This window comes from Sporolactobacillus shoreae, from assembly GCF_004684935.1.
GTDB lineage: Bacteria > Bacillota > Bacilli > Bacillales > Sporolactobacillaceae > Sporolactobacillus > Sporolactobacillus shoreae.
Genome location: NZ_SRJD01000007.1, coordinates 66,516 through 92,683 on the forward strand (window position 1 = coordinate 66,516; position 26,168 = coordinate 92,683).

Genomic DNA, 26,168 nt, shown 5'->3' on the forward strand with positions numbered 1-26,168 from the left:
AACCGCCAGTCAGCAGGATATTTTGGCCGTACTGTGTTTGTATGTATCTACTGCTATCTTATTGTAAAAGTTTAATAAAAAATATCCAAAGATAATAGACAACGGTGTTTTTTACAGCTAAGATTCACTTTAGCCGGTTGATCGTCCGCCGTATGGAAACTTTCCTTTAAGGAGAATATGATGTCCAAATTTTTTAACCAAGCCATTGTTATTACTTTTCTGGCTATTCTGGGATTCATCCTCATTCTCAACATTTTTTTCACAAGGGGCTACGAGTCCATCGGAGAGTCGGCCTCTTTCATTTTTAAAATCGTGACACTGCTTCTCTCCGGTCTGACCATTCTAATGCTCTACAAGGCACGCCGCCGTGTCATCCATTTCACAGAAAAGCTTCCCGCTGGACGCGCCACGGCGCTCCTTCTCACTTTCAGCGTCGGTCTGCAGGTTGCGGCTGTATTTTTATTCGTTGTGCATCCTTCATGGGATTTCGGCGTCGTTGTGAGAAGCGCAAGGCTGCTTTCTGAAGGCGGCCATATTGATCCCTATTTTGAAAACTACCCGAACAACTTATTGATCGTTGTCATTCTGGCTCTGATTGGCAAGCTGATCTTCCCCTCGCTTGCCGTCTATGTGGCCTTAAATATCTTTGTGATCACACTCAGCGAGTTTCTGATCGGCCGAATCACCGCGAGGCTGCTGGGAAAACCCGCAGGTATTTTAAGCCTTCTGGCAAGCGTGCTCTTCTTTCCCTATATTTTCTACGCGCCGATTGTGTACACTGACACCCTGTCACTGTTTTTTATCCTCCTCCCGCTCGCTCTTTTTATCCGAAAGGATGGAGGCTTAAGAGAGGATTTCCACATTCTTTTCGTCGTTTCCGTCATCCTTGCTCTCGGAGTGCTTCTCAAAGGCTTGATGATCGTCTTTGTCATTGCTTTCAGCCTGACAATGTTCCTGTTTTTCAGAAAATGGAAAAAAGTATATTTTTTTCTTCCTATTATTATATTTCTTCTTGTACAGTCCATCTTTAATTTCTGTATTTTCGGAAGCGGAATCGCTAACCGCCAGTTGACCGGGCAGTTCAAATTTCCCGTAACCCACTGGCTTCTGATGGGTCAGAATCAGCCGCATTACGGAAAATATCTGCTCAGCGATGTCCTTCATACACAACAATTGCTGGAGACGCATTCGCGCGGTGAAGTTTCCCAAATCGAGCTTGGCGAGTTGCGGAAACGCATCTCAGAAAAAGGATGGTTGGGAAATGTCCGCTTTCTGATTGAAAAAAATGCGGAGACTTGGTCCGACGGAACCTACTATGCCCTGAATGTTTTAAAAAGAAAGCCGGCGGTTCCTGATCATTTTGATGCGTTAGCACATCATCCACTGGGCTGGCTGACGCAGGGCTACGCCCGCGTTCAGCTTCTGGTACTTCTTGCCGGAATTCTTCTGGCCGCTATACCGTATCTGCGGCGGCAACCAAGCGCATTTGTGATTTTCTCCATGCTCGCGCTGATCGGTTTCTTTCTCTTTCTGAACATCTGGGAGACCAGATCGCGCTATCTTGTCAGCCTGACTCCTGTCCTGATTATTCTCAGCACTATGGGTTATTTCGGACGTCACGCTGATAACTAGGCAAAAGAATGTACTCCGCTCTGACTGACATTCACTCACGTTATGGAAAGCAGACCAGGGAGAAAAATATCACCCGATCAGCTCAGGAATGTGGCTCGGCCGGCCAATTGAGTAATATTCAATTTTGGAACGGCTGACCTCATCCAAGCTATAGCAGTTGCGTCCGTCAAAAACGACCGGATGATTCATCGTCCTGCTGTAGGTCGAAAGATCCATCTTTTTTACGGCCGGCCAATCTGTAATAATTAAGACGCAATCCGCTCCGCGCAGCGCCTCCCCCACATTTTCCGTATAGGCCACAGGGGCGCTCAGAACCTTCCTTGCATTTTTTACGGCAATCGGATCATAGGCGATCACATCCGCGCCGAGTTCGACCAGCTTCGGAATCATCACCAGCGCCGGCGACTCTCTCAAATCATCCGTATTCGGCTTAAAAGCAAGACCGAGAACCGCAATCCGTTTCTCCTTAAGTGATCCGAACCGCGCCAGCATTTTTTCGATCAGCAGAACCTGCTGGTGGTTGTTGACTTCAATCACTGACTTCAGCAGATTGAAGTCGTGATGATGGTTGCCTGCCAGCTGCACCAGCGCGTTAGTGTCTTTAGGGAAGCATGAGCCGCCGTACCCGATCCCGGCCTTAAGAAAACTGGAACCGATCCGACGATCCATTCCCATCCCTGTGGCGACTTCATCGACATTTGCGCCTAGTTTCTCACAGATATTCGCAATTTCATTGATAAAACTGATTTTTGTCGCAAGAAATGCGTTAGACGCATATTTAATCATCTCACTGCTTGCCAAATCTGTTTTCAGAACCGGTATGCCGAACGGACGGTTGACTTCTTCAAGAACATCCGCGGCCGCCGGACTCTCCGTGCCGATCACAATCCGGTCTCCATTGAATGTGTCTTCGACAGCGGAACCCTCGCGAAGAAACTCCGGATTGGAGGCAATCTCTACCTGAATTCCATCCTTCGCTGCACTGTTAATCAGCCTCTTAATATGATCGTTTGTGCCGACCGGAACCGTACTTTTTATAACAACAATCGCCGGGCGGCTGAGATTTCCGGCAATATCGCGTGCGGCCTGTTCGACATAATCGAGATTCGCCGAACCGTCCGGCCGCCTCGGCGTGCCTACAGCAATATAGACGACCTGTGCGCCCTCAAGCCCCGTCTCATGTTTGGAAGTGAAGGACAATCGGTGCGCTTCCATATTTTTCAGCATCAGTTCCTGGAGCCCCGGTTCGTAAATCGTCGGTTCCCCATGATTCAGCTTTTCAACTTTTTTAGGATCAATATCGATACACGTCACTGCATGGCCGATTTCCGAAAGCGCCACACCCGTCACCAGACCGACATATCCCGTACCGATAACAGCGATTCTCATTCCGCCACTCCTCACCTATTATCACTATTTTATACAGTATCCCTGCAAAACCCGTTCTATGCATAGAAACAGGCAGTTTCAATTCTAATATCGAAGTTTGAAGGCTCTGTAAAGTTGAAGCAAGGAAATTGTTAAATTTTCGTTCCATTGAAAGATTAGGTTCGGGGATCGTTGGCTTTTAACTAAGAAGAACGGGGCAAAAAATCGACTGATCCTTTGTTGTTTAGAGGAAATCCTGAATTAACTGTGACGCAGCAAACATGGATTGCGACATTGTGATGTGGTAAAAAGATACAACATTTTAGCTGCTGGCTGGTAAAATCTCGAATCCGGCTGGTAAACTTGCGATCGTGGCTGGTAAAGTGCCGAATCCGGCTGGTAAATTTGCAATCGCGGCTGGTAAAGTGCCGAATCCGGCTGGTAAGCCGTTCCATTGGTTGTATTCAAGACGGGATTTTCCTTGATCTGCAAAAAATTCATCTTGATTCAGTGTGATTGATTAGGATTCCGGTGCAAGTTTCATGCGATTCAATGCGACTCTCTCTTTACCATTCGACTAGGCGCCATCGTATTTTTGCCTCATGCTAAGACCGGTCAAAAATCGCCCGGTCCTGAAACCTATGATGCGTGTTGTTTATGCGTCATTCACCCCCGCGATGACGCTCCATGTGCTCGCTTTCCGCGGACGATCCGTAAGCCTCCTCGCTTGGTACCCTCACTGAGAGGGCAGAAGGCTCACTGATCCCGCAGGAGTCTCGGCTCTTCACGTCTGAATCAGAAAAAGAACTTTTCGCGTCAATTCATCGCGAAAAGTTCCCAATTCAAGTCAAATGATCCAGCTTAAAATACAACATTGTAAATCTGATGTACTTCCTTTTTCGAAATCACTGATTTAACCCCTCCGCCTTCCTGGCTTTGAGGCGGACGATGAACTCACTGCCGGTCGGGTTAAGATCGTCAACCCAGATGATCCCTTCGTCAAGCTCCACGAGTTCCCGGACGATGGCCAGGCCCAGTCCGGATCCTCCGGCTTCGCTCGACCGGGATTGATCCAGCCGATAGAAGCGTGTAAAAATTTTCTCTTTTTCTTCGTCGGGGATGCGGGGTCCTGAGTTCTGCACCCGGACATAGGAAAACTCCGGGCCTCCCTCGACGATGATTTTGATCCATCCGTCATCCGGCGTGTATTTCCGTGCATTTCCAAGCAGTGAAACGATAACTTGATGAACGTAATCTTCGTTGGCAAGCGCATACGTCCCGTCAGCGATATTCGCTTTGAACCGCTGAATGATACTAGGCGCATAGTCTGCGATGACATTTTTTGCGATCATCGACAAGTCGACTGTTTCAAGAACCTTCGATCTGCGGTCGAGACGGGCAATCATCAGGAGCTGTTCAATGAGGCGCTGCATCCGTTTCGATTCCTGATCGACAAAGTGGATCGACCGTTCAACTACTTCGGGGTGACCCGCGCCGTGCCGCTGGATCAGCTCGACATGGCCCCGGATCGCTGAAAGCGGTGTTCTCAGTTCATGTGAGGCATCCGAGACGAAGTGCCTGTCCCTTTCAATCAGCTGATCAAGCTGACTCATCAGCTGATTGAATGACTTCGCCAGATCATGTACTTCTTTGGGCTGATCCGGTATGAGCACGCGCCGCTTCAGATCGTTGGTTTCCGTCACCTGACGGATCATTCCTGTCACATCGAGCAGCGGGCGGCTGAGTCTCCGGGACAGCTGGTATATGGCAAGCGACCCGATCACGATGCCCAGTAAAACGCAGAGTGCGAGCACTCTAACCATGTCAACAATAAAGGTATGAATGCTGATCATCCGGACATAGATGTCAAAAGTGTAACCATTATATGAAGCCTGGTGGTGATAGACAGGTATAAACTTCTTTTTGAAAGAGATGGAAGAGAAAAGCGACAATTTGATCAAATATTCATTTTGATCCGTGATGCTTTCACTGCCTCGGGAATAAATGGTCTTCGAATCCGGTGTTTCGATCCGGACATAGAAATCCGGATGCTGCTCATAAATAATACTGTCAAGAGAATCCTTCCAGTCCGGGTGTTTTTCCATCGATTCATTTTTCAGCTGACTTTCCACATAAATGACTTCTTGCTCGGTCCCCTTATAAAGCTGGTAACTGGTGACAGAAACAACGGCGAGCCCGATTGAAAGCACTGTAAGGAAAAGTATCAGAATATACCAGAAATTCATTTGGAAAAGAGTTGTTTTTCTTTTAATCCTGAGTGCGGTCATCCACTTTCTCATTCTTCAACCCTCAGCGCGTAGCCAACACCGCGTACTGTGTGGATCAGTTTTCCCGTCTCGGGACGGTCGATCTTATTTCTCAGATAACGGATATAGACATCAACAATATTGGTCTGTCCCATATAGTCGAAACCCCACACTTTTGAAAGCAGTTCATCACGTGTCATGACTTTGCCCTCATTTTTCATCAGGGTAGCAAGCAAATCGAACTCACGCTGCGTCAGATCAAAGGTCTTCCCGCCACGCGAAGCCATTCGTTTCTCTGTATCGAGTGTGAGATCGCCCGTTTTATAAAGGTGGGCGGCAGGCGCTTCAGAATAGCTTTTCCGCCGCCGGATCGCGACCCGAACCCTTGCCAGAAGTTCCTCAATGTCGAACGGTTTGGTAATATAATCGTCCGCTCCGCCGTCGAGCCCGGCCACTTTATCGCCGACATAGTCCCTCGCGGTCATTATGATAATCGGTACCAGGCTTTTTTTGCGAATACGCCGGCAGACTTCAAGACCGTTCAGCTTCGGCAGCATCCAGTCAAGGAGGACCAGATCCCATTTAGACTCATCACTAAAAAATAATTCCAGTGCCTGCTCCCCGTCATAGGCTTCCTCAACCTGATAATTTTCAAAGCTGAGTTCAGTCGCTACAAAAGAAGCCACACTTTTTTCGTCTTCAACGAGCAGAATATTTGTTTTTTCCATGAATGAGCAACCTTCTCTTTCAGTGTAAGCGTTGACCGATGTGTCCGGAGAGCCAGTGAACCCAGTCTATATTATAGAGGATCTGCAGTTGATTCGTATGGAATGCGTCATGAGAGTTTTATGAGAATAATCTCATGATAATTTCACGCTGAATTTGTTACCACGAAACATCACAAGTATAACATAAATTCCATAAAATCCAGGCGCGGTACCAGGCATAGGTCTGCCGCACTTAGCTTAGTAATAAATTCGAACGGCTCAGGAGGAAGAAATCATGGACGAACCCATTCTGACCATTGTCGTGCCCTGTTTTAATGAAGAGGCGGTGCTGGAAGAAACTGCGAAACGGCTGCGCGCCGTTTTGTCGCGGGTATGCCGCGAACATCTGGCTTCCTATGGCAGCACGATCCTTTTTGTTGACGACGGGAGCAGTGACCGTACATGGGAAATGATCGACAGGAATATACAGGAGTATAGGGACATCACCGGTCTGAAGCTCAGCCGGAACTTCGGACACCAGAATGCGCTGATCTCCGGAATTGAGACCGCACGCCCTTATTCGGATTGCGTCATTACGATCGACGCGGATCTTCAGGATGACGTGAACGCAATCAGACAATTTCTGCTTAAATATCAGGAAGGCTACGACATCGTCTATGGTGTGCGCGACAAACGGGAGACCGACACTTTCTTCAAACGCAACACCGCACTTCTTTTCTACAGAATCATGGGAAAACTGGGTGTCAAAATGGTACCTAATCATGCCGACTTCCGGCTGATGGACCGCCGAGTGCTCGACGAGTTTGTCAAATATCAGGAAGAAAATATTTTCCTGCGCGGCATGATCCCGCTGCTGGGGTTCAGAAGCACCGAAGTCTACTACAACCGAGCGGAACGATTCGCCGGAGAGTCCAAATATCCCCTGAAAAAGATGCTGAATTTCGCAATTGACGGCCTGACCTCATTTTCGATCGCTCCGATCCGGATGGTAACTTATCTGGGTGGAATAGTGGCCGGAATCGGCTTTCTGATCGGGATGTACGCGCTGATCCAGCATTTTCTCGGACACGTGGTTACCGGATGGACGTCAATGATTATCTCAATCTGGATGATCGGAGGATTGCAACTGATCGCGACAGGAATAATCGGGGAATACATTGGAAAAATATTCAAGGAAACGAAACACCGCCCGCGTTATACGGTCGAAAAGCGCCTTTTAACGGATGGCCGTAGGGACGTAGAGAAAAAGGCACTTGAGAGCAAACTTGGCTAAGCATGCATCCGGCTGAGAACGGCAAAGAATGAGACGGGATGTGGCATTTATTTTACGATTGAAACAAGGATTAACTTCACTTTTCAGCATTGCATTTGCGCTCTGTTTCCTGGCCGTGCTGATTGTCAGCTTTTTATTTCCACTGATTTACAGAAACAATCAGGATCTTCTGACAGCGGCACTCTTACTTGCGCTGTTTGCTTCGATTGTTATCTGTTTTTTTCTGGCATTTTGCCATTTTCTTGGTTCGTTGACTTCCGTGGCTGTCTACAGAGTCTCAATTGTACTGCTCACTGTCATGGCGATCGCAGAAATCGCTCTGATTGCTGCCTTTAACACCATTCTACCTCCGATCATTGACGGCGGGCACACTTATGCAGAGGCGTTGTATCTGCTGCAGCATCATCATGCCTCGGGAAATGCGTATTTTAAGATTTATCCGAATAACATACCGATCACGTTGCTGCGGTATTTTCTTTATCGCCCCTTTGCACTGGTGCATTTTTCAAACTACATGATCATTGACCGGATTTTTTGTGCGTTTGTGATGGGAGCGGGCATTTTTATCGCCTGGAGACTGGTCAGAAAAATTGCTGACGAAAGAACCGCCTGTATCTTTTTGCTCATGACACTAACCTGCCTGCCGCTCTTCTTCTATACGCTGTATTTTTATACAGACACGGTGATCATGGCGTTCCCGGCTCTGCTTCTCTATCTATGGTATCGTTACAGCCAGTCGAAGAACATCGGCTTCATTCTGCTTCTGGGGCTGACTCTGGGCATTGGCGATCTGATCCGCCCGAATCTCATCCTGTTTCTGCCCGCTCTGATCATCTATATGTTCTTCGTTCTTAATTGGAAGAAGGTGCTGCTTAACACCGTTCTGATTGGTGTCGTTCTTGGGATGATCAGCCTTTCCACGCCGACGATTGAAAGGCATTTCGGTTACATCAGTGATCCGTCTCTGGATATGCCGACTACACATTGGATCATGATGGGCCTGTCTCATGATGGAGCCTACAATGCACACGATTTTAATCTGACCCTGTCTCAGCCCGACCAGACCGCTAAGAAACAGGCGGACCTGCAGCTGATCAAGGAAAGGATCAGCACGGACGGTCTCAGCGGACTTGTAAAAACATGGGGTATTAAAACGGCCCGGACATGGGGCGCGGGCTCACACAATTATTTCACGTATGCCCACATTTCCACGAACCCGACTACGGCCTATCAATACCTTTTTAATGATCAAAAAGGATTGACTCTGTTCATTATTCAGGTGTTCTATATTGTCAACCTGCTCCTTCTTCTTTTCTCGGTGATCCGTGGCTTTAAAACGCGACAGGCAGATCTGAACCTGCTGATCCAGATCTGCCTGTTCGGGAATTTTCTCTTTTACGTATTTGTCTGGGAAGCGGAGCCGCGCTACAGTCTGCTGTTCACTCCATTCATCCTGATCAGCAGTGCGTTCGGCCTCAGGGACCTGGCGGATGCCGTACAGATAAACAAATCGGACCATCTAAGGCACGTGCCGGTCATGAATACCCTGAAACTGATCACCGTCTGTGTCCTGCTTGCGGCCGTCCTTCTCAGCGCGTCAGCCGGCTTATATGACTATACTCAGGCAAAACAACCGCAGGACGACTACATTGTCAATCAGATTTATGCCGCGGGAAAGGAAAATGCGGTGATCGACGCGAAACACTCTGTCGCACAGACTTTCCGCGCATTCGGTCCATATAATCACATCTTACTTTTTGAAAGAAGCGCCAGAGGAAAAGGACTCTACCAAATGTCGATTTCCGATGAAAAAACCGGAAGGGTCCTGTTCACTCAAAAATTCAGAATATCCAGGATCAGAATGGGACGGAATCTTGATTTCATTATCCCTAGAAAAACACCAAACGATGCGGCAGAAGAACGCATCCGTTTGACTCAGCTGAATGGAAGCCGCGGGTCAAAGCTTCAATTGCAGATGAATGGAGCAGGCCCCGAAATCAGGGATCTTTACCCCAGCGGTTACTTAATGGAAAATGGTGTCCACCAAGGGCAGGCTGATCTGAGATTCAAGGTCTTTCAAAGTTCTGAAGCACCTTATCTGAAAAAGACAACATACTGGTCTCTTATTTCACTGCCTATTCTGATGCTTGTCTTCATTGGATGGATCATACTGAGAAGGACTAATGAAGAACCAGAGAGGATCCGTGAATACCCTGCTTTAAAAAGTCAGGCAGGACAGAGAATAAAGTAGGCCGTTTTGCCCATCGACAGATCACTTTATTCTCAAGGCAGCACATCACGATCACCGTTTCCTTTCGGTCCCTTCTACTTTATTGAAATAAGAGAGGCGCGAAACAATTTTTCGCTCGTCTCTCCATTCTTGATGATAAGGAAGGGGAATTCCGAATGAAAGCAATCGATTGCGCAACAAAACTGAATAAGGAAAACATTGAAGGGTTAAAGGCATCGGGTGTTCAGGTGATTGGACGCTACCTGGGCCCTGAGTCATCATGGAAGGCGATGAACCGCTCCGAAGCTTCAAGCATTCTCTCAGCCGGCCTGAGTCTCTTCAGCATCTGGGAAACAAACCCTGTCAGGCACGCTTACTTTACCGGAGCGCAAGGTGAGAAAGACGCGAAAAGCGCGGCGCTTTTCGCGTCCGGAATCGGCCAGCCCGCAGCAACGCCCATTTATTTCACCGTAGATTATGACGCGGCGGCGCATGAAATGGATTCGATTATTGATTATTTTCGCCGCATTAAATCCGTGATCGGCAAATACAAAACAGGCGCTTACGGCTCTTTTTCAGTGGTCGAAGCGCTTGCGCGTTCAGGCGCCGCAGACTATTATTATCAGACCTATGCCTGGTCGAGCGGAAAATTATCCCGGCGCGCCCACATCTATCAGCACGACAACGGCAGGGCACTGGCCGGGATTACCGTGGACTATGATCGGATCCTCGATCCGTCCAGTACCTGGAACCGAAGCGCAGCAAAAAGAGCAGCCATTCCCTTGATAGAAAAGCCGCCGGAGAAATCAGATTCAGACACACAGGCAGCCATTGTCCCCTACCCCGGGCTGATCCACCTCGGCAGCCGCGGGAAGGACGTCATGCGTATTCAGCGGGTAGTACGCGTGACAGCGGACGGGATGTTCGGTCCGATCACTGAGCGGGCCGTCCGGTCCTATCAGAAGCACCACGGACTGGAGGCGGACGGCATCGTCGGACCGAAAACATGGAATGTCATGTTCTGAGCCTGCCCAAGAGTTTGGGAATTTTTATATATTCTCAGGGCATATAGAACTTTAGACCGAAATAGAGTATTATTATTCCGTGGTCACAGATATTCCGACATATTTTTTGGTAAATAATGAAAAGGATTGGATAAAATGCGGAAAAATGATAGCAATACTTCCAGATCAGACTTGAGAAAAAGCAAAAAGAAGCATAAAGTTCTTCGCATTGTTCTGCTTGTCTTTGTACTTCTTGTGGCCACTGCGGCCGGATTCACCGCTTATGAAGTCCATCGGCTGAATCCTGAAAACCGGTTCAGCAACCTGAAAGTAATCGGTGGCACCGGAAATGCCAAGCAAAGCGCCGGCGTTTTCAATATGCTGCTGATTGGTTCTGACGCCAGAAAAGGAGATTCGGCAAGCCATACGGACTCCATGGTGCTCATTCATGCGAATTTAAAAGATCATACGTATAACATGCTAAGTATCCCTCGGGACACACGTGTCTACATGGATGGTTACGGCTACACGAAGCTCACCAGTGTCCAGTACATTTCACAGGTCAACCACGGAACACAGGCAGGAATTGTTGATGCCGTCAAGGCCGTATCGAATCTGACCGGCGTGCCGATCAACTTTTACGCAGAAACGAACTATTGGGGCCTTCAGGATATGGTCGACGCGATCGGCGGTATTGACATGAATCTGCCGTTCAAAGTCACGCTGACACACGCCTGGAACAAAGCTTATCAAGGCAGAACTTATCAGCCGGGCATGCATTCCTTTGACGGTGCGACGGTGACAGAACTCGTTCACGAACGCTACTCGCTTCCGGGTACGGACTACGGCCGTCAGCAGCTGCAGGAAGCGGCACTGATTGGCATCGCTAAAAAGATGATGCAGCCGTCCAATGTGACTCGCTTCCCTGCTCTGTCGCAATCGCTCCCGAAATTCCTGATGGCGACGAACATGTCTTCAGAAGACATGGTAAGTATCGGCCTGAGCGCGAGAGGCAATTTCCATCCGGAGCAGCAGATTAAGTACCGTCAGGTTAAGGGCCGCGGCGCTGTCATGTATGACGATGTACTGAAAGCGAACAATGACCAGGTTATTCTGGCACCTGATCAGCTGAAGACAGTCATTAAGAATTATTTTACAAACTGATATTTATTCAATCGTTCAAATATAAAAATACAGGGACTGTAGTGCGGAATTGCACTGCAGTCCCTGTTTCTGATGATCGGGAAAACTTACAAATTTTATGGGTTCAGGCATTTTTCAATATAATTTAAGACACCCTCATCATTATTTGAATCTGTCACTGCGTCGGCTTGGGCCTTAATACTTCCCAGAGCGTTTTTCATTGCGACACCGCAGCCGACAAACTTCAGCATCTCAACGTCATTCCCTCCGTCGCCAAAGGCAATCATATCGGCTGATGAAATACCTAGCACCTCCCCTAATTTTCTAAGACCATTGGCTTTGTGCATTCCGGACTTAATAAGGTCAATACTTCCTAATCCACTGGACACAGGCACTGCGGCACCATTCAGTCCGTTCTTCAATTCATCAATTATTTTCATAGTCTTTTCATCCGGGCACGATATGGCGAATTTCAGAATACGGTCATCGATAGTGTCATAGCAGTCAACCAACTGAATTTTGTGATAGTATTTCTTCATCATTGAAATAAAAGCTGCATCTGCTGTTCTCAAAATATAGGCATTCTTTTTTCCGCAGACTGCATTTTTTAATTCAGGATGCCGTGCAACATAATCAAAAATTACAGCCAATGCTTCCCTTTCGAATGATGAGATAAAATATTCTTTAGCACCATCTGCAATATAAGCGCCATTTTCAGCAATATAAATGATATCTTCATAACCTTTAAAGAATGAGCGCAGCTGAAAGTACTGATTCCCGCTGGCCACGACAAAATGTATATCGCGTGACTTCATCTCATGATAAAGTCTCATAAATCGCTGTTCATTATAGGACATCTGATCATCCAGAAATGTGCCATCCATATCCACAGCAATTAATTTAATGGGCATATCAGCACCTCCTTGCATTGTTTCTCTCTGTACCAAAAGAGTACGGTTAACCTTGAATCCAAAAATTTAAATCAAAGTGTGAAAATAGTCATCCCGTTATCGTGTTTGAGTACAGATTTACAAATGTCCTCAAGTGTCTTTTTTACGCTCTGTCATGTTAAAACAGCACCCGTCTTTGATGAAAAAAAGAGGAGTGCTTCATTAAAATAAACATGAGAATAAAATATTTTTTTGAACGACGCACTGCTGGCTTCCATATAGAACTTAGTGTATCGAACGCTCTTCAAGATCTGCCGATTTCAGTACTGCCCCCTTGGAGTCAATCACATCCCGGTACCAGTCGAAACTTTTCTTTTTCCGTCGTTCAAGTGTGCCGTTTCCTTTGTTATCACGATCCACATAAATGAAACCATAGCGTTTCTCCATTTCGCCGGTGCCTGCGCTGACCACGTCAATCGGCCCCCAAGTTGTGTAACCGATCAGATCCACGCCATCTTTAATCGCTTCCGCCACCTGAACCAGGTGATCATTCAGATAGTTAATCCGGTAATCGTCATTGATCGAGCCGTCCGATTCAATATCATCCCGTGCCCCGAGCCCGTTTTCAACAATAAAGAGCGGTTTCTGATAACGCTCATAGAGAAGATTCAGAGAATATCTCAGCCCAACAGGGTCAATCGGCCAGCCCCAGTCCGATTCTTCGATATACGGATTTTTAACCGGTTCAAATGCCTCACTGGCCAGTTTACTCTTGTGATCCGCGTCAGTCGTATGGCTCATATAGTAGCTGAATGAAATATAGTCTACCGTATTCTCTTTGAGCACTTTCCGGTCCTCATCGGTGATCTCAAGTTCAACGTTGTTTTCTTTAAAGAACCGGTTCATGTAAGTCGGATAATACCCCCGCGAATGTACGTCTCCATAGAAAAGGGTAACGCGGTTCTGCTGCAGTGCGGCAATCTGATCTTCCGGTCTGCAGGTTTTCGCGTAAAAAGGAGAGAATGCGAGCATGCAGCCCATCTGAGCGCCCGGAACAAGCTTGTGAAGCAGTTTAGTCGCTTTCGCACTTGCTACCAGCTCATAATGCGATGCCTGATAGATCGCCTGGATCTTATTTGGCACATCATCCAGAACCAGTGCGCCAGCGATAAACGGACTGCCCGTTATACAGTTGATTTCATTGAAGCTCATCCAGTACTTTACGCGGCTTCCGTAACGCTTGAATAGGGTTTCTGCGTATCTCAGATAGAAGTCAATCAATTTTCTGTTGTTCCAGCCCCCGTACTTTTTCACTAACCCAAGCGGGGTTTCATAATGTGAAATAGTTACAACAGGTTCGATCTGATATTTTTCCAGTTCATCAAACACCTGATCATAAAACTCTAGGCCGGCCTCATTTGGCGTTTCTTCATCGCCATTTGGAAAAATTCTCGCCCAGTTCACAGAAATTCTGAGTGCTGAAAAATGCATCTCACCAAACAGTCTGATGTCTTCCTTATAGTGATCATAGAACTCGATCGCTTTATGCGAAGGATAATACAGGTCATCTCTGATGTTCAAATAATTTTTCGGGTGCGCCAGCATCTGGCTGCGTTCCGGTCCAGCCGGTTCGACATCGACAATGGACAATCCTTTCCCATCTTTGTCAAACCCTCCTTCGTACTGATTCCCTGCGAGGGCCCCGCCGAAAAGAAAATTTTTAGGAAACAATGCTTCTTGTGACATAAATGATGTGCCCCTTTCCGTTTACACGTTTGTTCAAAGTTCCCGCCCGTTGCTGGCGATCACTTTCTTATACCAATAAAAAGAGTCTTTCTTCAGCCGTTTTAAGGTACCTTTGCCCTCATCATCCTGATCGACGTAAACAAATCCATACCGTTTGCTCATTTCCGAGGTGGACATGCTGACCAGATCAATCGGTCCCCAGGAGGTATAGCCGATGACATCCGCGCCATCTTGGATTGCTTCCCCGATCTGCCGTATATGTTCACGCAGATAGCTGATCCTGTAATCATCATGAATCTGTCCGTTTTCAACTTTGTCATAAGCGCCCAATCCATTTTCAACGATGAACAGCGGCACACGGTAACGGACATACAAATCATTCAATGCTACTCTCAGGCCGATCGGGTCAATCTGCCAGCCCCAATCGGAAGTCTCAAGATACGGATTAACCTGACCCTGAAAGAGATTTCCCTCGGAGGCTGCTGTGTCATGATGGGTCGACACACTGAGCGATGTGTAATAACTGAAGGATAGAAAGTCGACTGGATAGGATTTTAACAGTTCGTCGTCGCCTGTTTTCTTGTGAATATGAATACCGTTTTCTTCAAAATAACGGGTCATATAGGCAGGATATTCACCGCGGACCTGCACATCCGTAAAAAAAAGATTCAGGTTATTTTCCTGCTGTGCTAGCAGAATGTCTACGGGATCATTAGTGCCGGGATAGATCTCGCTCCTTGCCAGCATACAGCCGACACAGAAATCCGAATTGATCTCATGAGCAATTTTCGTAACAAGTGCACTGGCAACAAATTGGTGATGTGCGGCCTGATAGCCAACGCTAACCGGATCCTTCGCGCGGTCCAGTATAATTCCTCCGCCGGTATAAGGGCTTTTGGTAATCACATTTATTTCATTGAATGTGAGCCAGTACTTTACTTTATCCTTATAGCGATTGAACACCGTTGTCGCATAGTGGACAAAATGATCAATCACTTCACGGCTCTCCCAGCCATTGTACTTTTTTATCAGTCCGACCGGTGTTTCATAATGGGACAGTGTGACGAGCGGTTGAATGCCATATTTATGACATTCATCAAAAACGCTGTCATAAAAGGACAGGCCTTTTTCATTCGGTTCCTGCTCGTAACCTTTAGGAAAAATCCGCGCCCAAGATATCGAGATCCTGAAAACTTTAAAACCCATTTCGGCAAAAAGTTTGATATCTTCCTTGTAGCGGTGATAAAAGTCAATACCAAACCGCTTGGGATAGACACCTACTTCATCCTTCAGATTGTGCTCAAACTGCTCCGAAGTCAGATCCATACTGATTCGGCCCTTTCGTTGCTCCTTTGTGACAAAGGGCATCAGATCCTGGGCGTCCAAACCCTTTCCGTCAGAGTTGTACGCGCCTTCAATTTGATTTGCAGCTGTCGCACCGCCCCAGAGGAAACCCTCTGGAAATAGTATTGTCTGTGATTGCGGCATAATATCACCTCTTATTTCTCTGAAAATTTTTTATCAATATAGTCGTATAATTCGACTATTTCGGTTGCCAGGTCCCTGACCGTCATCGCGTTCATCAGATGATCCTGACCATGCACCTCGAGAAGCGAGACTGGCTTTTTTTCTCCGTTTTCCGTGTTTTTTATTTCGTCCTGCAGGGCTTTGGTCTGGACATGATGCGCCTGAACCAGTTCATCGCCAGCTTTTTTCAGGCTCTCCTTTGCTCCCTCAATATTGCCGTCTTTTGCCTGATAGATCGCTTCCATCGCGAAACTGCGTCCGTTACCGCCATGCAGAATCAACTGAAACGTTTCTTCCTGTCTCATTTTTACATCCACCTGATTTCGTGATTTATTTTGCTTTCAGGCCGTTTCTTTTCCTATTACGTCAGCACCGTGTTCTTTGTTGTATTCATCTTCTTCTCTGAGTTTCTGTCTGTCGACAGCACGGAAGAACGGATAGTAGATGAAAAATGAAAGAACGATATTGACAGCCTGTATAATTGCTCCGGAAATATGTCCACCTGTTGCTAAGTAGCCTGAGATAATCGGCGGTGTTGTCCAGGGAACCGCGATGCCTGCTGTCAGCGAAACCCACCCGAATTTCATAGAGAAATAGGTTGTTGTCAAAACGACGATTGGCGTAAGGACAAATGGAATGATCATCATCGGGTTCATGACGATCGGCAATCCGAACAGTATCGGTTCGTTGATATTAAATATTGCCGGTCCGACAACGAGCTTTCCCAATGCTTTCAGCTGCTGGCTTTTCGCAAGGAAGGCAATCATGAATGCAAGGGCGAGGGTTGTCCCTGAACCGCCAAGGTTGATGAAGTTATCGAAGATCTGCTGCGTCACGATATTCGGAAGTACCTGATGCGCTTGGAAAGCAACACGGTTGGCATCCATTGCGCCATACCAGATCGGAGCCATAATACCGCCGACAATATTGGCACCGTGAATACCGAAAGACCAAAGGAATACAATGGCGAATTCAGCGACTAAGCTCCCTCCGTAACTGCCGCCGACCATGCTTAACGGTTTACCGATGACAGAGGTAATAACGTTTGGAATGCTTCCGATCGATGTATGTTCCACAAGAATTCTGAGGAGCCATACCAGCACAACAACTGCGAACCCGGGAATCAGCGCTGAGAACGATTTGCTGACAGCGGGTGGCACAGAATCCGGCATTTTAATCGTAATGTTTTTCTGAATAAAAAATCTGTAAATTTCCGCAGAACATAATCCGAAGATGATGGCCATGAACAATCCCTGGCTGCCCAGCAAAGCGAGTGGAACATCGCTGAGTTTATCCAGAGGAATGGCAAGTAAGAATGCAGCCACTGAAATGATTCCAGACGACAGTGGATCAACTTTGTAACTCTGCGCCAGATAATAAGCAATACCAAAGGCGGCGACAAGGCCCATAATGCTGAACGTCGCGTTAACCGGATATTGAGCCACCGTGGCCCAATCTTTACCGAAAATTCCTGCCATGAAATTTTGATACGCAGGAATCGGGAAGTTTGCGATAATCAGGAATAATGATCCGATAATAATCAGCGGCATGGCCAGCATAATACCATCACGAAGGGCCACGAGATGACGCTGACTCGCTATCTTGCCGGCTATTGGCAACAATTTTTCATCAATAAAACTACCTTTTGTTTCACTCATTTCTTTTCCCCTCCTTTCCCCGTTTGATTATTTAGTAGACTTTCAGCCTGAGCAAGAACTTTTGCTCCGTTCATTGTCCCGTATTCAATCGAGCCAATGACATCAACCGGGACATTTTTTTCCTCCCCCAGTTTTTTAAACTTGCTTAGGAGGTATCTGACTTGAGGACCAAGAAGCAGTACATCCGTGGAATCAATTTCTAGAGGCACTTGCTCCGCGGGAACGGCGATTATTGTATAATCCTTATTTTGCGCCTTTGAAGCCGTTTCCATTTTCGAAACTAACAAACTAGTAGACATTCCTGCTGCACAACAAAGTACGATTTTCATAATATGATTCCCACCTTTCCAAATAAATGCAATCGCTTTCATAGAACAAATATAGTATAATTTATTGGTACCAATTATTCAAGTACCAATAAATATTTTTTATTTGCTTTTATTCATCAATTTATGGTATTAATTCAAAGAGACGGAGGTTTCAAAATGGTAAAATATAAAGAAGTCGCAGAGGATATACAGAAAAGGATCTACGCCAATGAATTTAATGGAAAGTTGCCCACGGAACAGGCGCTCATAGAAATGTATGATGTAAGCCGAAATACCATTCGTAGTGCCATAAATATTCTGGTTAAGCGCGGAAGCATTCATAAGGTACAGGGAAGCGGTCTTTACATCAACAGGAAAACGACAGACGATAAAACGATTATCAATCTATCGGTAAAAATCGGACTGACTCGCTTACTGCCTAAAAGCACCATAACATCGGAGGTTCTGGATTTCCATATATTTCCAGCAGATGCAGCCATGGCCCAGGAATTCAACTGCGATCCTGAAACATTGATTTACAGGGTTAAAAGACTCCGGATGATTGATGGTAAACCACTGGCCATTGAGAATTCTTACTACAATAAAGATATCGTCAAATATCTGGACAAAAATATTGTCAAAAATTCGATTTATTCCTATATCGAGAATGACTTGAAGATGGACATTCGTTTTTCAGATGAATACATCTCTATGAAACGTCTGTCTGATGAAGAATGCCATCTGTTGAATCTGAATCAGGGCAGTTCCTGTCTGATGATCAAGGAAATCAACTTCCTGAGAAACAGTGCGATCTTCAACGTTTCCGAGACCTTGTACAACAGTGATCATATTGCACTGTACGCACCGGTGCAGCGGGACTAGTAAAAAGTCGGCCAACAGGAATCGCACATCAATAGTTTTTCATGGGAAAAAATGCTCTGCTATTTTTACTTTTTTCGTAAAGATGGCAGAGCATCTTCCACTCTTATCCTCAATTCTCTGATGATAAAATTCAGATCATTCTTAGCCCTCCTGTTTCTTATACGGTCTAACAAAAAAGCAGTTCACCCTGTAATCGGTGAACTACCCTTCTGGATCCTATTTCTATTTGAAGCATCCTCAGAAATTATAGTCAAGATTAATAAATTTCACATTCACGTATTCATCAATGCCCTGGTGTCCGTTTTCACGGCCAACCCCTGAGTGCTTGACACCGCCGAACGGTGCCTGAGTGAATGCGACTGCGTTGCTATTGACACCGACCATGCCGTACTGGAGCTTTCTGCTGACCCTGGCAATAGTCTTCAGGTCTCTTGTATAGAAATAGCTGGCCAGTCCATAAGCTGTGTCATTTGCCATGGCAATGACTTCATCCGTATCGGAGAATGAGATCACCGGAATCACCGGACCGAATGTTTCCTCATAAAAGATCTTCATTTTATTGGTGACACCGGTCAGGACGGTCGGTGCATAGAAGTAACCTTCTGCAAGGGCTCCGTCTGTCAGCCTTTTGCCCCCGGTCTCAAGTTTCGCGCCTTTGGCAACAGCGTCCGCGATCTGCCCGTCAATCTTGGCGATCGCATCTTCCCGGATCAGCGGCCCGGCGTCGACACCATTCTCAAGCCCATTACCGACCTTCACATTTTTTACTGCTGCGACAAGCTGTTCCGTAAATTCCTTTAGTATCGACTGATGGACAAAAATCCGGTTTGGCGAGGTGCAGACCTGTCCGTTGTTTCGATACTTTGAACCGACAAGATTAGGGATAACCTTTTCGACAGGTGCGTCGCCGAAGACGATAAAGGGCGCATGTCCGCCGAGTTCGAGCGAGATCTTTTTCACTGTCTCGGCGGACTGACCGAAGAGCAGTTTGCCAACCGCGGTCGATCCGGTAAACGCAATTTTACGCACGGTATCGCTTTGAGTCAGCGTTCGACCAATCGCCGGGGCATCGCCCATAACCAGATTGACGACGCCGTCAGGAAGTCCGCCTTCCTGGAAAATCACCATCAACGCCGTTGCCGAGAGCGGCGTTTCCGGTGACGGTTTGAGTACAATCGTATTACCCGCCGCAATTGCCGGGGAAATTTTGCGTGTGATCATCGAAGAAGGAAAGTTCCAGGGAGTGATCGCCCCAACGACGCCAAGCGGTTCTTTCTCAACGAGGAACAGATGTCCGTTCGGTCCTGGAATCGTTTCGCCATAGACACGGCGCAGTTCTTCCGCATACCAGCGGACACTCTCCGCTCCAGCGAGAATCTCCCCCTTTGCCTGGGCCACTGGTTTACCCTGCTCCAAAGTCATGATCACCGCAAGCTGATCTGCCCGTTCAACAATCAGATCAGCAATCGTACGCATGATCTGCGCCCGCTGATCGGCCGGTGTGTCTGCCCAATCTGGAAACGCCTCACTTGCGGCTTTAATTGCTTTTTCAGTATCTACGGCGCCGCCGCGTGCGACTGTAGCAATCACTCTCCCGGTCGCCGGGTTGATTACTTCATCTGTCGCGCCGCTTTCTGCATTCACCCATTTCCCATTGATAAAAAGCTGGTGAGGCGCATTTTTCAACAACAGTTCCATATCTGACATGATTCCACCTCATTCATTGATCGATTCCAACGAATCAAAAATATGACACAACCTAGAGCAGTACCCAGATTAAGCATAACCTATGACCAGTCAACTTTCTATAACTTTGCCGTACCTAGGTTACTGCGAGATCATTTTATTTACACGACAGATCCACAGTGTAAAAAATATCCCAGTATTTTTATTTCGCTTCATCATGAATCAGCACCAAACGTCCTCTCGACAAAACGAACGGTACGTGCAGCGTCCTTACACTGTCGCCGCCCACCATCACTTCAAATTTTCCATCATCGCTCTTAAACGTGAGATCGGAATGATAGTATCTGAGCATCGATTCCTGAATCGTAAAGTGGAGGTATTTGCGCTCCCCCGGCAGTAGATCGATCTTTTTAAAAGCCTTCAGTTCTTTCACAGGCCGTACCACTTCCCCGGAAATATCCCGGATATAAAGCTGTACAACTTCTGATCCGGCAACTTTTCCGGAATTCCGGACGCAGACAGTAACCTGAACGGACATGGACCCGGCGATTCGGACCGCTGCCAGGCTCAACCCGCTATATTCAAACGTGGTATAGCTCAATCCAAAACCAAAGGGAAAAAGCGCGTCATTCGGGCAATCCAGATATTTTGAAACGTATTTCTTTTTGTCCCCGTTTTCTGCGAGTGGGCGGCCGGTATTATAGCAATTATAATAAATCGGGATCTGTCCGATTGTTCTGGGAAAGGACATGCTGAGTTTTCCCGACGGATTGGCTCTTCCCGTCAGCAGATTAAAAACAGCATGCGCACCTTCAGATCCCGGATACCAGACTTCAAGCAGTGCGTCGACGTCGTCAATCAGCGGAGTGAGGTCGAGCGGTCGACCGTTAAAAAGTACGATAACTAAGGGTTTCCGCAGGGCTTTCAGTTCCCGGATGAGTTCAAGCTGGCATTCAGGCAGGTCGATGTGTGCCCTGCTGGATGCTTCGCCGCTCATATTTGATGCTTCGCCCACGGCTGCAATGATCAAATTCGCCCCCCTTGCCGTCTTTATCGCCTCATTCAGCAGCTCCCGATTCCCCTCAAGAATCCCTGAGCCTCTGGAGGAATACGTCTTAAAAATTTTTTCAGACCTGAATGCTGCAGTCAGCGTTTCGGTCGCATTCGGATCCCCCCGCCACGACCAGGCACCAAGAATGGCTCCGTTGTCTGCGAATGGACCGATGATCGCCAGTTTCTGATTTTGCTTCAATGGGAGAATGCCGCTGTTTTTCAGAAGAACACAGCTTTGCTCAGCGGCTTTTTGAGCCTGATCCCGATGATCTCGGCAATAAACAACCCTTTTTTCTTTTTCTTCATCGGCTCCGCGGAATGGGTTTTCAAAAAGGCCGAGATCATTTTTCAGTTTCAGAATCCGCCAAACGGCTTCGTCGATCCGGGACTCCAGAATTTTATGCTCATTGACCAGCCGTTCCAGGTGGTGCATATAGCAGAACGTTCCCATTTCGATATCAACGCCTGCCTCTATAGCTTTCATCGCCGCTTCCTTTTCGTCTGCAGCAACACTGTGCGGAACCAATTCGCGTACAGCTCCCGAGTCGGAAATAGTTACACCATCAAAACCCCATTCATCCCTGAGCACCTTCCGCAGAAGCCAATGGTTGGCGGTGGCCGGAATCCCATCCACAGTATTATAAGCGGTCATGATCAACCTGCATCCCGCTTCGATGGCCGACTTATAGGAAACCAGATAGTCCTGCCTCATCTGCCGTTCCGACATATTGACGGTATTGTACTCGCGTCCGCCCTCAACCGCTCCATAACCTGCAAAATGTTTGACACAGGCCGCTGTCCGATTCAGATCATTTTTTAAATCGTCGCCCTGAAAACCATCAACAAACGCTTGAGCGAACACGGAATTCAGGTAAGGATCTTCACCTGTGGATTCCATCACCCGGCCCCATCTCGGATCGCGTACCAAATCAACCATGGGAGCAAAAACAACGTGGACACCGCTGACAGATGCCTCACGGGCAGCTACCTCGGACGCCCGCTTCGCAAGCGTCGGATCCCATGAACAGCCAAGCGCCAGTGGAATTGGAAAAATGGTTTTATACCCGTGAATCACATCCGCCATGATCAGAAGAGGAATGTGATGCCGGTTTTTCTCAAGCTGATTTTTCAGCATTTTCTTGATCCGGCCGGCTCCCGAAGCCCCAAGAACAGATCCGCTGTTTCCCACCATTTCATCGGTTACGCCCATTTTCATCATCTGTCCGGCTGCTTTCTCATTCAGATCCTGATAAAAGTGGCTGTGCAGTTGGGTCATCTGACCGATTTTTTCTTTCAGGCTGAGCTGTGCAAGCAATTCTCTCAGTCGGTGCTCTTCCAAGTTCATTCTCCTTCCCATCAGAAGGCCAAGTAATAAAAAAGGAGGCGTACGCCCGTTGAAAAATGTACGCCTCCTTGATTATATTCTTGTTCTCGCAGCTTATTTCATGTGGACAGAGCGGCACATAGGGGAATCTTTTGTATGATTATTTTCTGTTTCGGTGCGCCTTTCGCTCAATTAAATGCGAACTTGAAATTTTGGTCGCGTCAAATACATTTTGTTGTGTATTATCTGTTAACAACAAAAAAACAGACATCGAGGTCTGTTTTTTTTCATTGTTGCAAATGATGAAGCTCTTTTTCATTAGCTAAGTGCGACAACGGCTCATGTTGAATAAACCGGCGGATATTCTCAACAGTCACCTCGGCCACCCGAGTAACACTTTCCTGCGTCGTGCCGCCGATATGCGGCGTGGCAATCAGGTTGTCGAGATCAGGCAGAGGTTCAGCAGGCGGCTCCGACTCAAAAACATCGAGCGCCGCTCCGCCGATTTTTTTTTGGCGCAAAGCTTCAAATAGTGCCGGTTCATCGATCAGGGCGCCCCGGGAAATATTGATCAGATACGCTGAATCCTTCATTTTATCCATCGCCTCAGCATTGATCAGATGATAATTTGTCTTCTTCAGCGATGTGCTGACCACGATATAATCGGAATCGGCGAGCAGCGTGTCGAGATCGACAAATGCCGCGCGCAGCCTGGCCGCCGCGTCATAGTCCTTATGCACGCCATAGGCGATGACTTTCATATCGAATGCGCCGGCGATTCGGGCGATCTTCATTCCTATTGACCCGAAGCCGATGATTCCCAGAGTCTTTCCGCTGCACTCAAAGCCGTTATTGTGTAACCAATGGCCATCCTTCGTCTGCTTATCCAGCAGCGGTATCTTTCTCGAAATCGCCACCATCAGCCCGATCGCAAGTTCTGCAACCGATGTTGCATTTTCACCTGGTGCGTTACTGACATAAATTCCCTTCTGGGTCGCGTAATCAATATCCACATTGTCAAGGCCCGTGCCGGTTTTTAAAATATATTTGAGCTGCGGTGCTGCGTCAATCACTTCCTGATCGGCGGGTGCCACCGCGGTTATATAGACAGACGCATCATGGATCGCATCAATAATGTTCTGTTTATTACTTGCCTGATCGTACATCAGGCAGGTCACTTCCGCACCGATTGACTCGAGCTGGCTTACGATCGTTTGATGAATTGGAAAATAGGATTTCCCTACACAAAATAGGACTTTCACGCCTTTGATCCTCCTCTCGGGAAAATGCCGGCCCATTCCGGTCTGATATGTTCATTTTAACAGGTCGGAGGCAATCTACCAAGACAGGAACACTTTTGTGTCGGATCTTCTGTCAGAAGGTATTTTTTGACACTTTTTTTCTAAAAAAACTTAGCGCTTTTTGCTTTTTAAAATTTTTACATCCATAGATTTAATTTGGACGATTCCACTTGCCGGGCGATCTGTCAAAAGATCCACAAATTCTTTGTCCGTGACAAACATTTTTTCGGTGTCTGAGTGGTTAAGAATAAAATAGTACTTCGCTGAGGGGCTTTCGCGCACCGTCACCTCAACGCCTTCTGGCACATTCAGAGGAGCGCTGACCTGAGCTTCCGTCATGATTCCGCCTAGCAAACGCTTGAGGAAATCCTTATAAGGATGTGTGCCGACATAAAATGTTTTCCCTGCACCGTAACTGTTTTCCGTTACCGCAGGCATGCCTGATAAATAACCGTTGTTGAAGGTGGCAAGCGCCTGAGCGCCGCGCAGGTGAATGCATTCCTCCCAGATTTGAATGGACGATTCACCCCATGGTGTCTTGATCTGATGCACCTCTCCTTTTTTCAGCGGAGCGAATTCTTCAACATAGATGCCGAGCAGATCTCGATATGCGCCGGGATAGCCTCCGAGATAGACCCGGTCATTGGCATCGACAATCCCGCTGAAATAGTTGGTCAGGAAAATGCCTCCGCCCCGGACATACTCCTTCATTTTTTCTGCAAACGAAAGGGAGACCTGATAGCTGGCCGGAGCCAGAATCGCGCGATAGGGTTCCAGCGCTTCATCCGGATGGATAAAGTCAACACTGATATTCAGTTCGCGAAGCGCCCGGTAATATGTACCCAGCTCAGGCGCGTACCGGACGAGATTGGACGGCCTGGAATCCAGCTCCAGCGCCCACCAGTTCTCCCAGTCAAAAATAATGGCCACATCAGCCCTGTACGTTGTACCAACAAGTTCCCGGCAGCGTTTCAGTTCCTGCCCGAGCACGGTAACCTCTCGGAAACTCCTGCTGTTTTCGTCATTGGAATGCGGCACCATCCCGCTGTGGAATTTTTCCGCACCGCCCTGTGACGCCCGCCACTGGAAAAACATCACGCCATCCGCACCGTGTGCCACCGCTTCATAGCTCCACAGCCGCATCTGCCCGGGCGTTTTTACAGCGTTCTGCTCCCGCCAGTTGACCGCGCCCGGCGCCTGTTCCATCAATAAAAAAGGCCTTTTTTTGAGGCTTCTCGTTAAATCGTGCGCCATAAAAAATTCATAAGGCTCATGCCAAAACGGATCCGGATAAGCATCCCACGTCACCAGATCCATTTCTTTGGCCCACATAAATCCATTGATCGGTTTATGAAGCCCCATCAAATTGGTCATCACCGGGACGTGCGGCGTATATTTTTTGATGATGTCGCGTTCTGTTTTAAATAACCGCAAAATGGATTCATTCATAAACCGTTTATAATCAACCTGCTGGTTCGGATTGTGATGGGTTGGCATCTTTCCCGGAAGGTTTATTTCTTCCCAGTCATAATAGCGCTGACTCCAAAAATCCGTCGACCAGCTTTGGTTTAGCTGCTCAATTGTTCTGTACTTTTTTTGAAGCCATTTCTGGAACTCCGCCTTGCATATACTGCAATAGCACTCCGAAACGTGGCAGCCGAACTCATTGTTCACATGCCACATCGCAAGTGCGGGATGATTCCGGTAGCGGAAAGAGATTTGTTCGACGAGCCCCGCGGCGAGTCTCCGGTAGTCAGGACTGTTCGGACAATAGTGCTGGCGCGAGCCTGGGAGAAGTCGCACGCCATCAATCGTGACCGGAAGCGACTCCGGGTATTTCCTGGCGAGCCAGGCGGGTGGCGCGGCGGTCGCCGTCGCCAGATCTGCGTAAATGCCGTTTGCCGCGAGCATGTCCATAATTTTGTCCAATATGCTGAAGTCGTACGTGTCCTCATTCGGCTGAAGCCGTGCCCAACTGAAAATGTTGATGCTGACATAATTCACTCCTGCCACCTTCATCAGGCGCATATCTTCAGCCCACACTGATTCATCCCACTGTTCCGGATTATAATCTCCGCCGTAATAAAAATCTTTTTGTCTATGTCTATTCAACATGACATGCAGGCTCCTTCTGAAATGAGCGATTCA

At 47.4% G+C, this 26,168-nt stretch carries 19 protein-coding genes; 6 read left to right on the forward strand and 13 right to left on the reverse strand.

The features are described 5' to 3' along the window. The first annotated feature begins 180 nt into the window (after positions 1–180). The gene (locus E4665_RS08095) at positions 181–1,632 is read left to right on the forward strand and encodes a glycosyltransferase family protein (RefSeq protein WP_135348285.1); all 1,452 of its coding nucleotides are present in this window, start codon (positions 181–183) and stop codon (positions 1,630–1,632) included. 69 nt (positions 1,633–1,701) lie between these two features. On the opposite strand, the gene E4665_RS08100 is transcribed toward E4665_RS08095, so the two are convergent. The 3 genes from E4665_RS08100 to E4665_RS08110 form a co-directional block, all read right to left on the reverse strand. Beyond that, a complete protein-coding gene (locus E4665_RS08100; protein ID WP_135348286.1) occupies positions 1,702–3,021 on the reverse strand; it encodes a UDP-glucose dehydrogenase family protein in 1,320 nt (439 codons plus the stop codon). Positions 3,022–3,905: 884 nt separating this feature from the next. Then, entirely contained in the window at positions 3,906–5,300 is a 1,395-nt protein-coding gene (locus E4665_RS08105; RefSeq protein ID WP_135348287.1) for a sensor histidine kinase, read from the reverse strand. Next, the gene (locus tag E4665_RS08110; protein WP_135348288.1) at positions 5,297–5,995 is read right to left on the reverse strand and encodes a response regulator transcription factor; all 699 of its coding nucleotides are present in this window, start codon (positions 5,993–5,995) and stop codon (positions 5,297–5,299) included. Before E4665_RS08110 ends, E4665_RS08105 begins: the two co-directional genes overlap by 4 nt. A 274-nt stretch (positions 5,996–6,269) precedes the next feature. Here E4665_RS08110 and E4665_RS08115 point away from each other — a divergent pair, with 274 nt between their 5' ends. From E4665_RS08115 to E4665_RS08130, 4 genes are all read left to right on the forward strand, one after another. After that, entirely contained in the window at positions 6,270–7,268 is a 999-nt protein-coding gene (locus E4665_RS08115) for a glycosyltransferase family 2 protein (protein WP_135348289.1), read from the forward strand. A 40-nt stretch (positions 7,269–7,308) separates the two neighbouring features. Continuing rightward, a complete protein-coding gene (locus E4665_RS08120) occupies positions 7,309–9,519 on the forward strand; it encodes a glycosyltransferase family 39 protein (protein WP_135348290.1) in 2,211 nt (736 codons plus the stop codon). 155 nt (positions 9,520–9,674) lie between these two features. Beyond that, positions 9,675–10,523, forward strand: coding sequence for a glycoside hydrolase domain-containing protein (locus E4665_RS08125; RefSeq protein WP_135348291.1), 849 nt, complete (start codon positions 9,675–9,677; stop codon positions 10,521–10,523). A gap of 135 nt (positions 10,524–10,658) precedes the next feature. After that, positions 10,659–11,666 (forward strand): LCP family protein, encoded by a 1,008-nt coding sequence (locus E4665_RS08130; protein ID WP_135348292.1) that lies wholly within the window; start codon positions 10,659–10,661, stop codon positions 11,664–11,666. A gap of 95 nt (positions 11,667–11,761) precedes the next feature. Here the strand turns inward: E4665_RS08130 and E4665_RS08135 are convergent, their stop codons facing one another. From E4665_RS08135 to E4665_RS08160, 6 genes are all read right to left on the reverse strand, one after another. Next, positions 11,762–12,556, reverse strand: a complete 795-nt coding sequence (locus E4665_RS08135; RefSeq protein ID WP_206663568.1) for a Cof-type HAD-IIB family hydrolase — start codon at positions 12,554–12,556, stop codon at positions 11,762–11,764. A gap of 264 nt (positions 12,557–12,820) precedes the next feature. Then, positions 12,821–14,281: a 6-phospho-beta-glucosidase gene (locus E4665_RS08140; protein ID WP_135348293.1), complete on the reverse strand. Its 1,461-nt coding sequence runs from the start codon at positions 14,279–14,281 to the stop codon at positions 12,821–12,823. Positions 14,282–14,314: 33 nt separating this feature from the next. Continuing rightward, positions 14,315–15,769: a glycoside hydrolase family 1 protein gene (locus tag E4665_RS08145; RefSeq protein WP_135348294.1), complete on the reverse strand. Its 1,455-nt coding sequence runs from the start codon at positions 15,767–15,769 to the stop codon at positions 14,315–14,317. 11 nt (positions 15,770–15,780) lie between these two features. Next, positions 15,781–16,113, reverse strand: coding sequence for a PTS lactose/cellobiose transporter subunit IIA (locus tag E4665_RS08150; protein ID WP_135348295.1), 333 nt, complete (start codon positions 16,111–16,113; stop codon positions 15,781–15,783). A gap of 36 nt (positions 16,114–16,149) precedes the next feature. Beyond that, the gene (celB, locus tag E4665_RS08155; RefSeq protein WP_135348296.1) at positions 16,150–17,466 is read right to left on the reverse strand and encodes a PTS cellobiose transporter subunit IIC; all 1,317 of its coding nucleotides are present in this window, start codon (positions 17,464–17,466) and stop codon (positions 16,150–16,152) included. Further along, complete coding sequence (locus E4665_RS08160; protein ID WP_135348297.1) at positions 17,463–17,795, reverse strand: PTS sugar transporter subunit IIB; 333 nt, start codon at positions 17,793–17,795, stop codon at positions 17,463–17,465. Before E4665_RS08160 ends, celB begins: the two co-directional genes overlap by 4 nt. 156 nt (positions 17,796–17,951) lie before the next feature. Here E4665_RS08160 and E4665_RS08165 point away from each other — a divergent pair, with 156 nt between their 5' ends. Then, a complete protein-coding gene (locus E4665_RS08165; protein WP_167815156.1) occupies positions 17,952–18,656 on the forward strand; it encodes a GntR family transcriptional regulator in 705 nt (234 codons plus the stop codon). Positions 18,657–18,893: 237 nt separating this feature from the next. Here the strand turns inward: E4665_RS08165 and E4665_RS08170 are convergent, their stop codons facing one another. The 4 genes from E4665_RS08170 to E4665_RS08185 all read right to left on the reverse strand — a co-directional run bounded on the left by E4665_RS08170 (position 18,894) and on the right by E4665_RS08185 (position 26,135). Further along, positions 18,894–20,363 carry an NAD-dependent succinate-semialdehyde dehydrogenase gene (locus E4665_RS08170; RefSeq protein ID WP_135348299.1) on the reverse strand — a complete coding sequence of 490 codons (1,470 nt, stop codon included), beginning with the start codon at positions 20,361–20,363 and terminating at the stop codon, positions 18,894–18,896. A gap of 181 nt (positions 20,364–20,544) precedes the next feature. Continuing rightward, a complete protein-coding gene (locus tag E4665_RS08175) occupies positions 20,545–22,734 on the reverse strand; it encodes a glycoside hydrolase family 3 N-terminal domain-containing protein (protein WP_174845467.1) in 2,190 nt (729 codons plus the stop codon). Positions 22,735–23,006: 272 nt separating this feature from the next. After that, complete coding sequence (locus E4665_RS08180) at positions 23,007–23,981, reverse strand: phosphoglycerate dehydrogenase (RefSeq protein ID WP_135348301.1); 975 nt, start codon at positions 23,979–23,981, stop codon at positions 23,007–23,009. Between the two features lie 150 nt (positions 23,982–24,131). Beyond that, complete coding sequence (locus E4665_RS08185; protein ID WP_135348302.1) at positions 24,132–26,135, reverse strand: beta-galactosidase; 2,004 nt, start codon at positions 26,133–26,135, stop codon at positions 24,132–24,134. Positions 26,136–26,168: the final 33 nt, after the last annotated feature.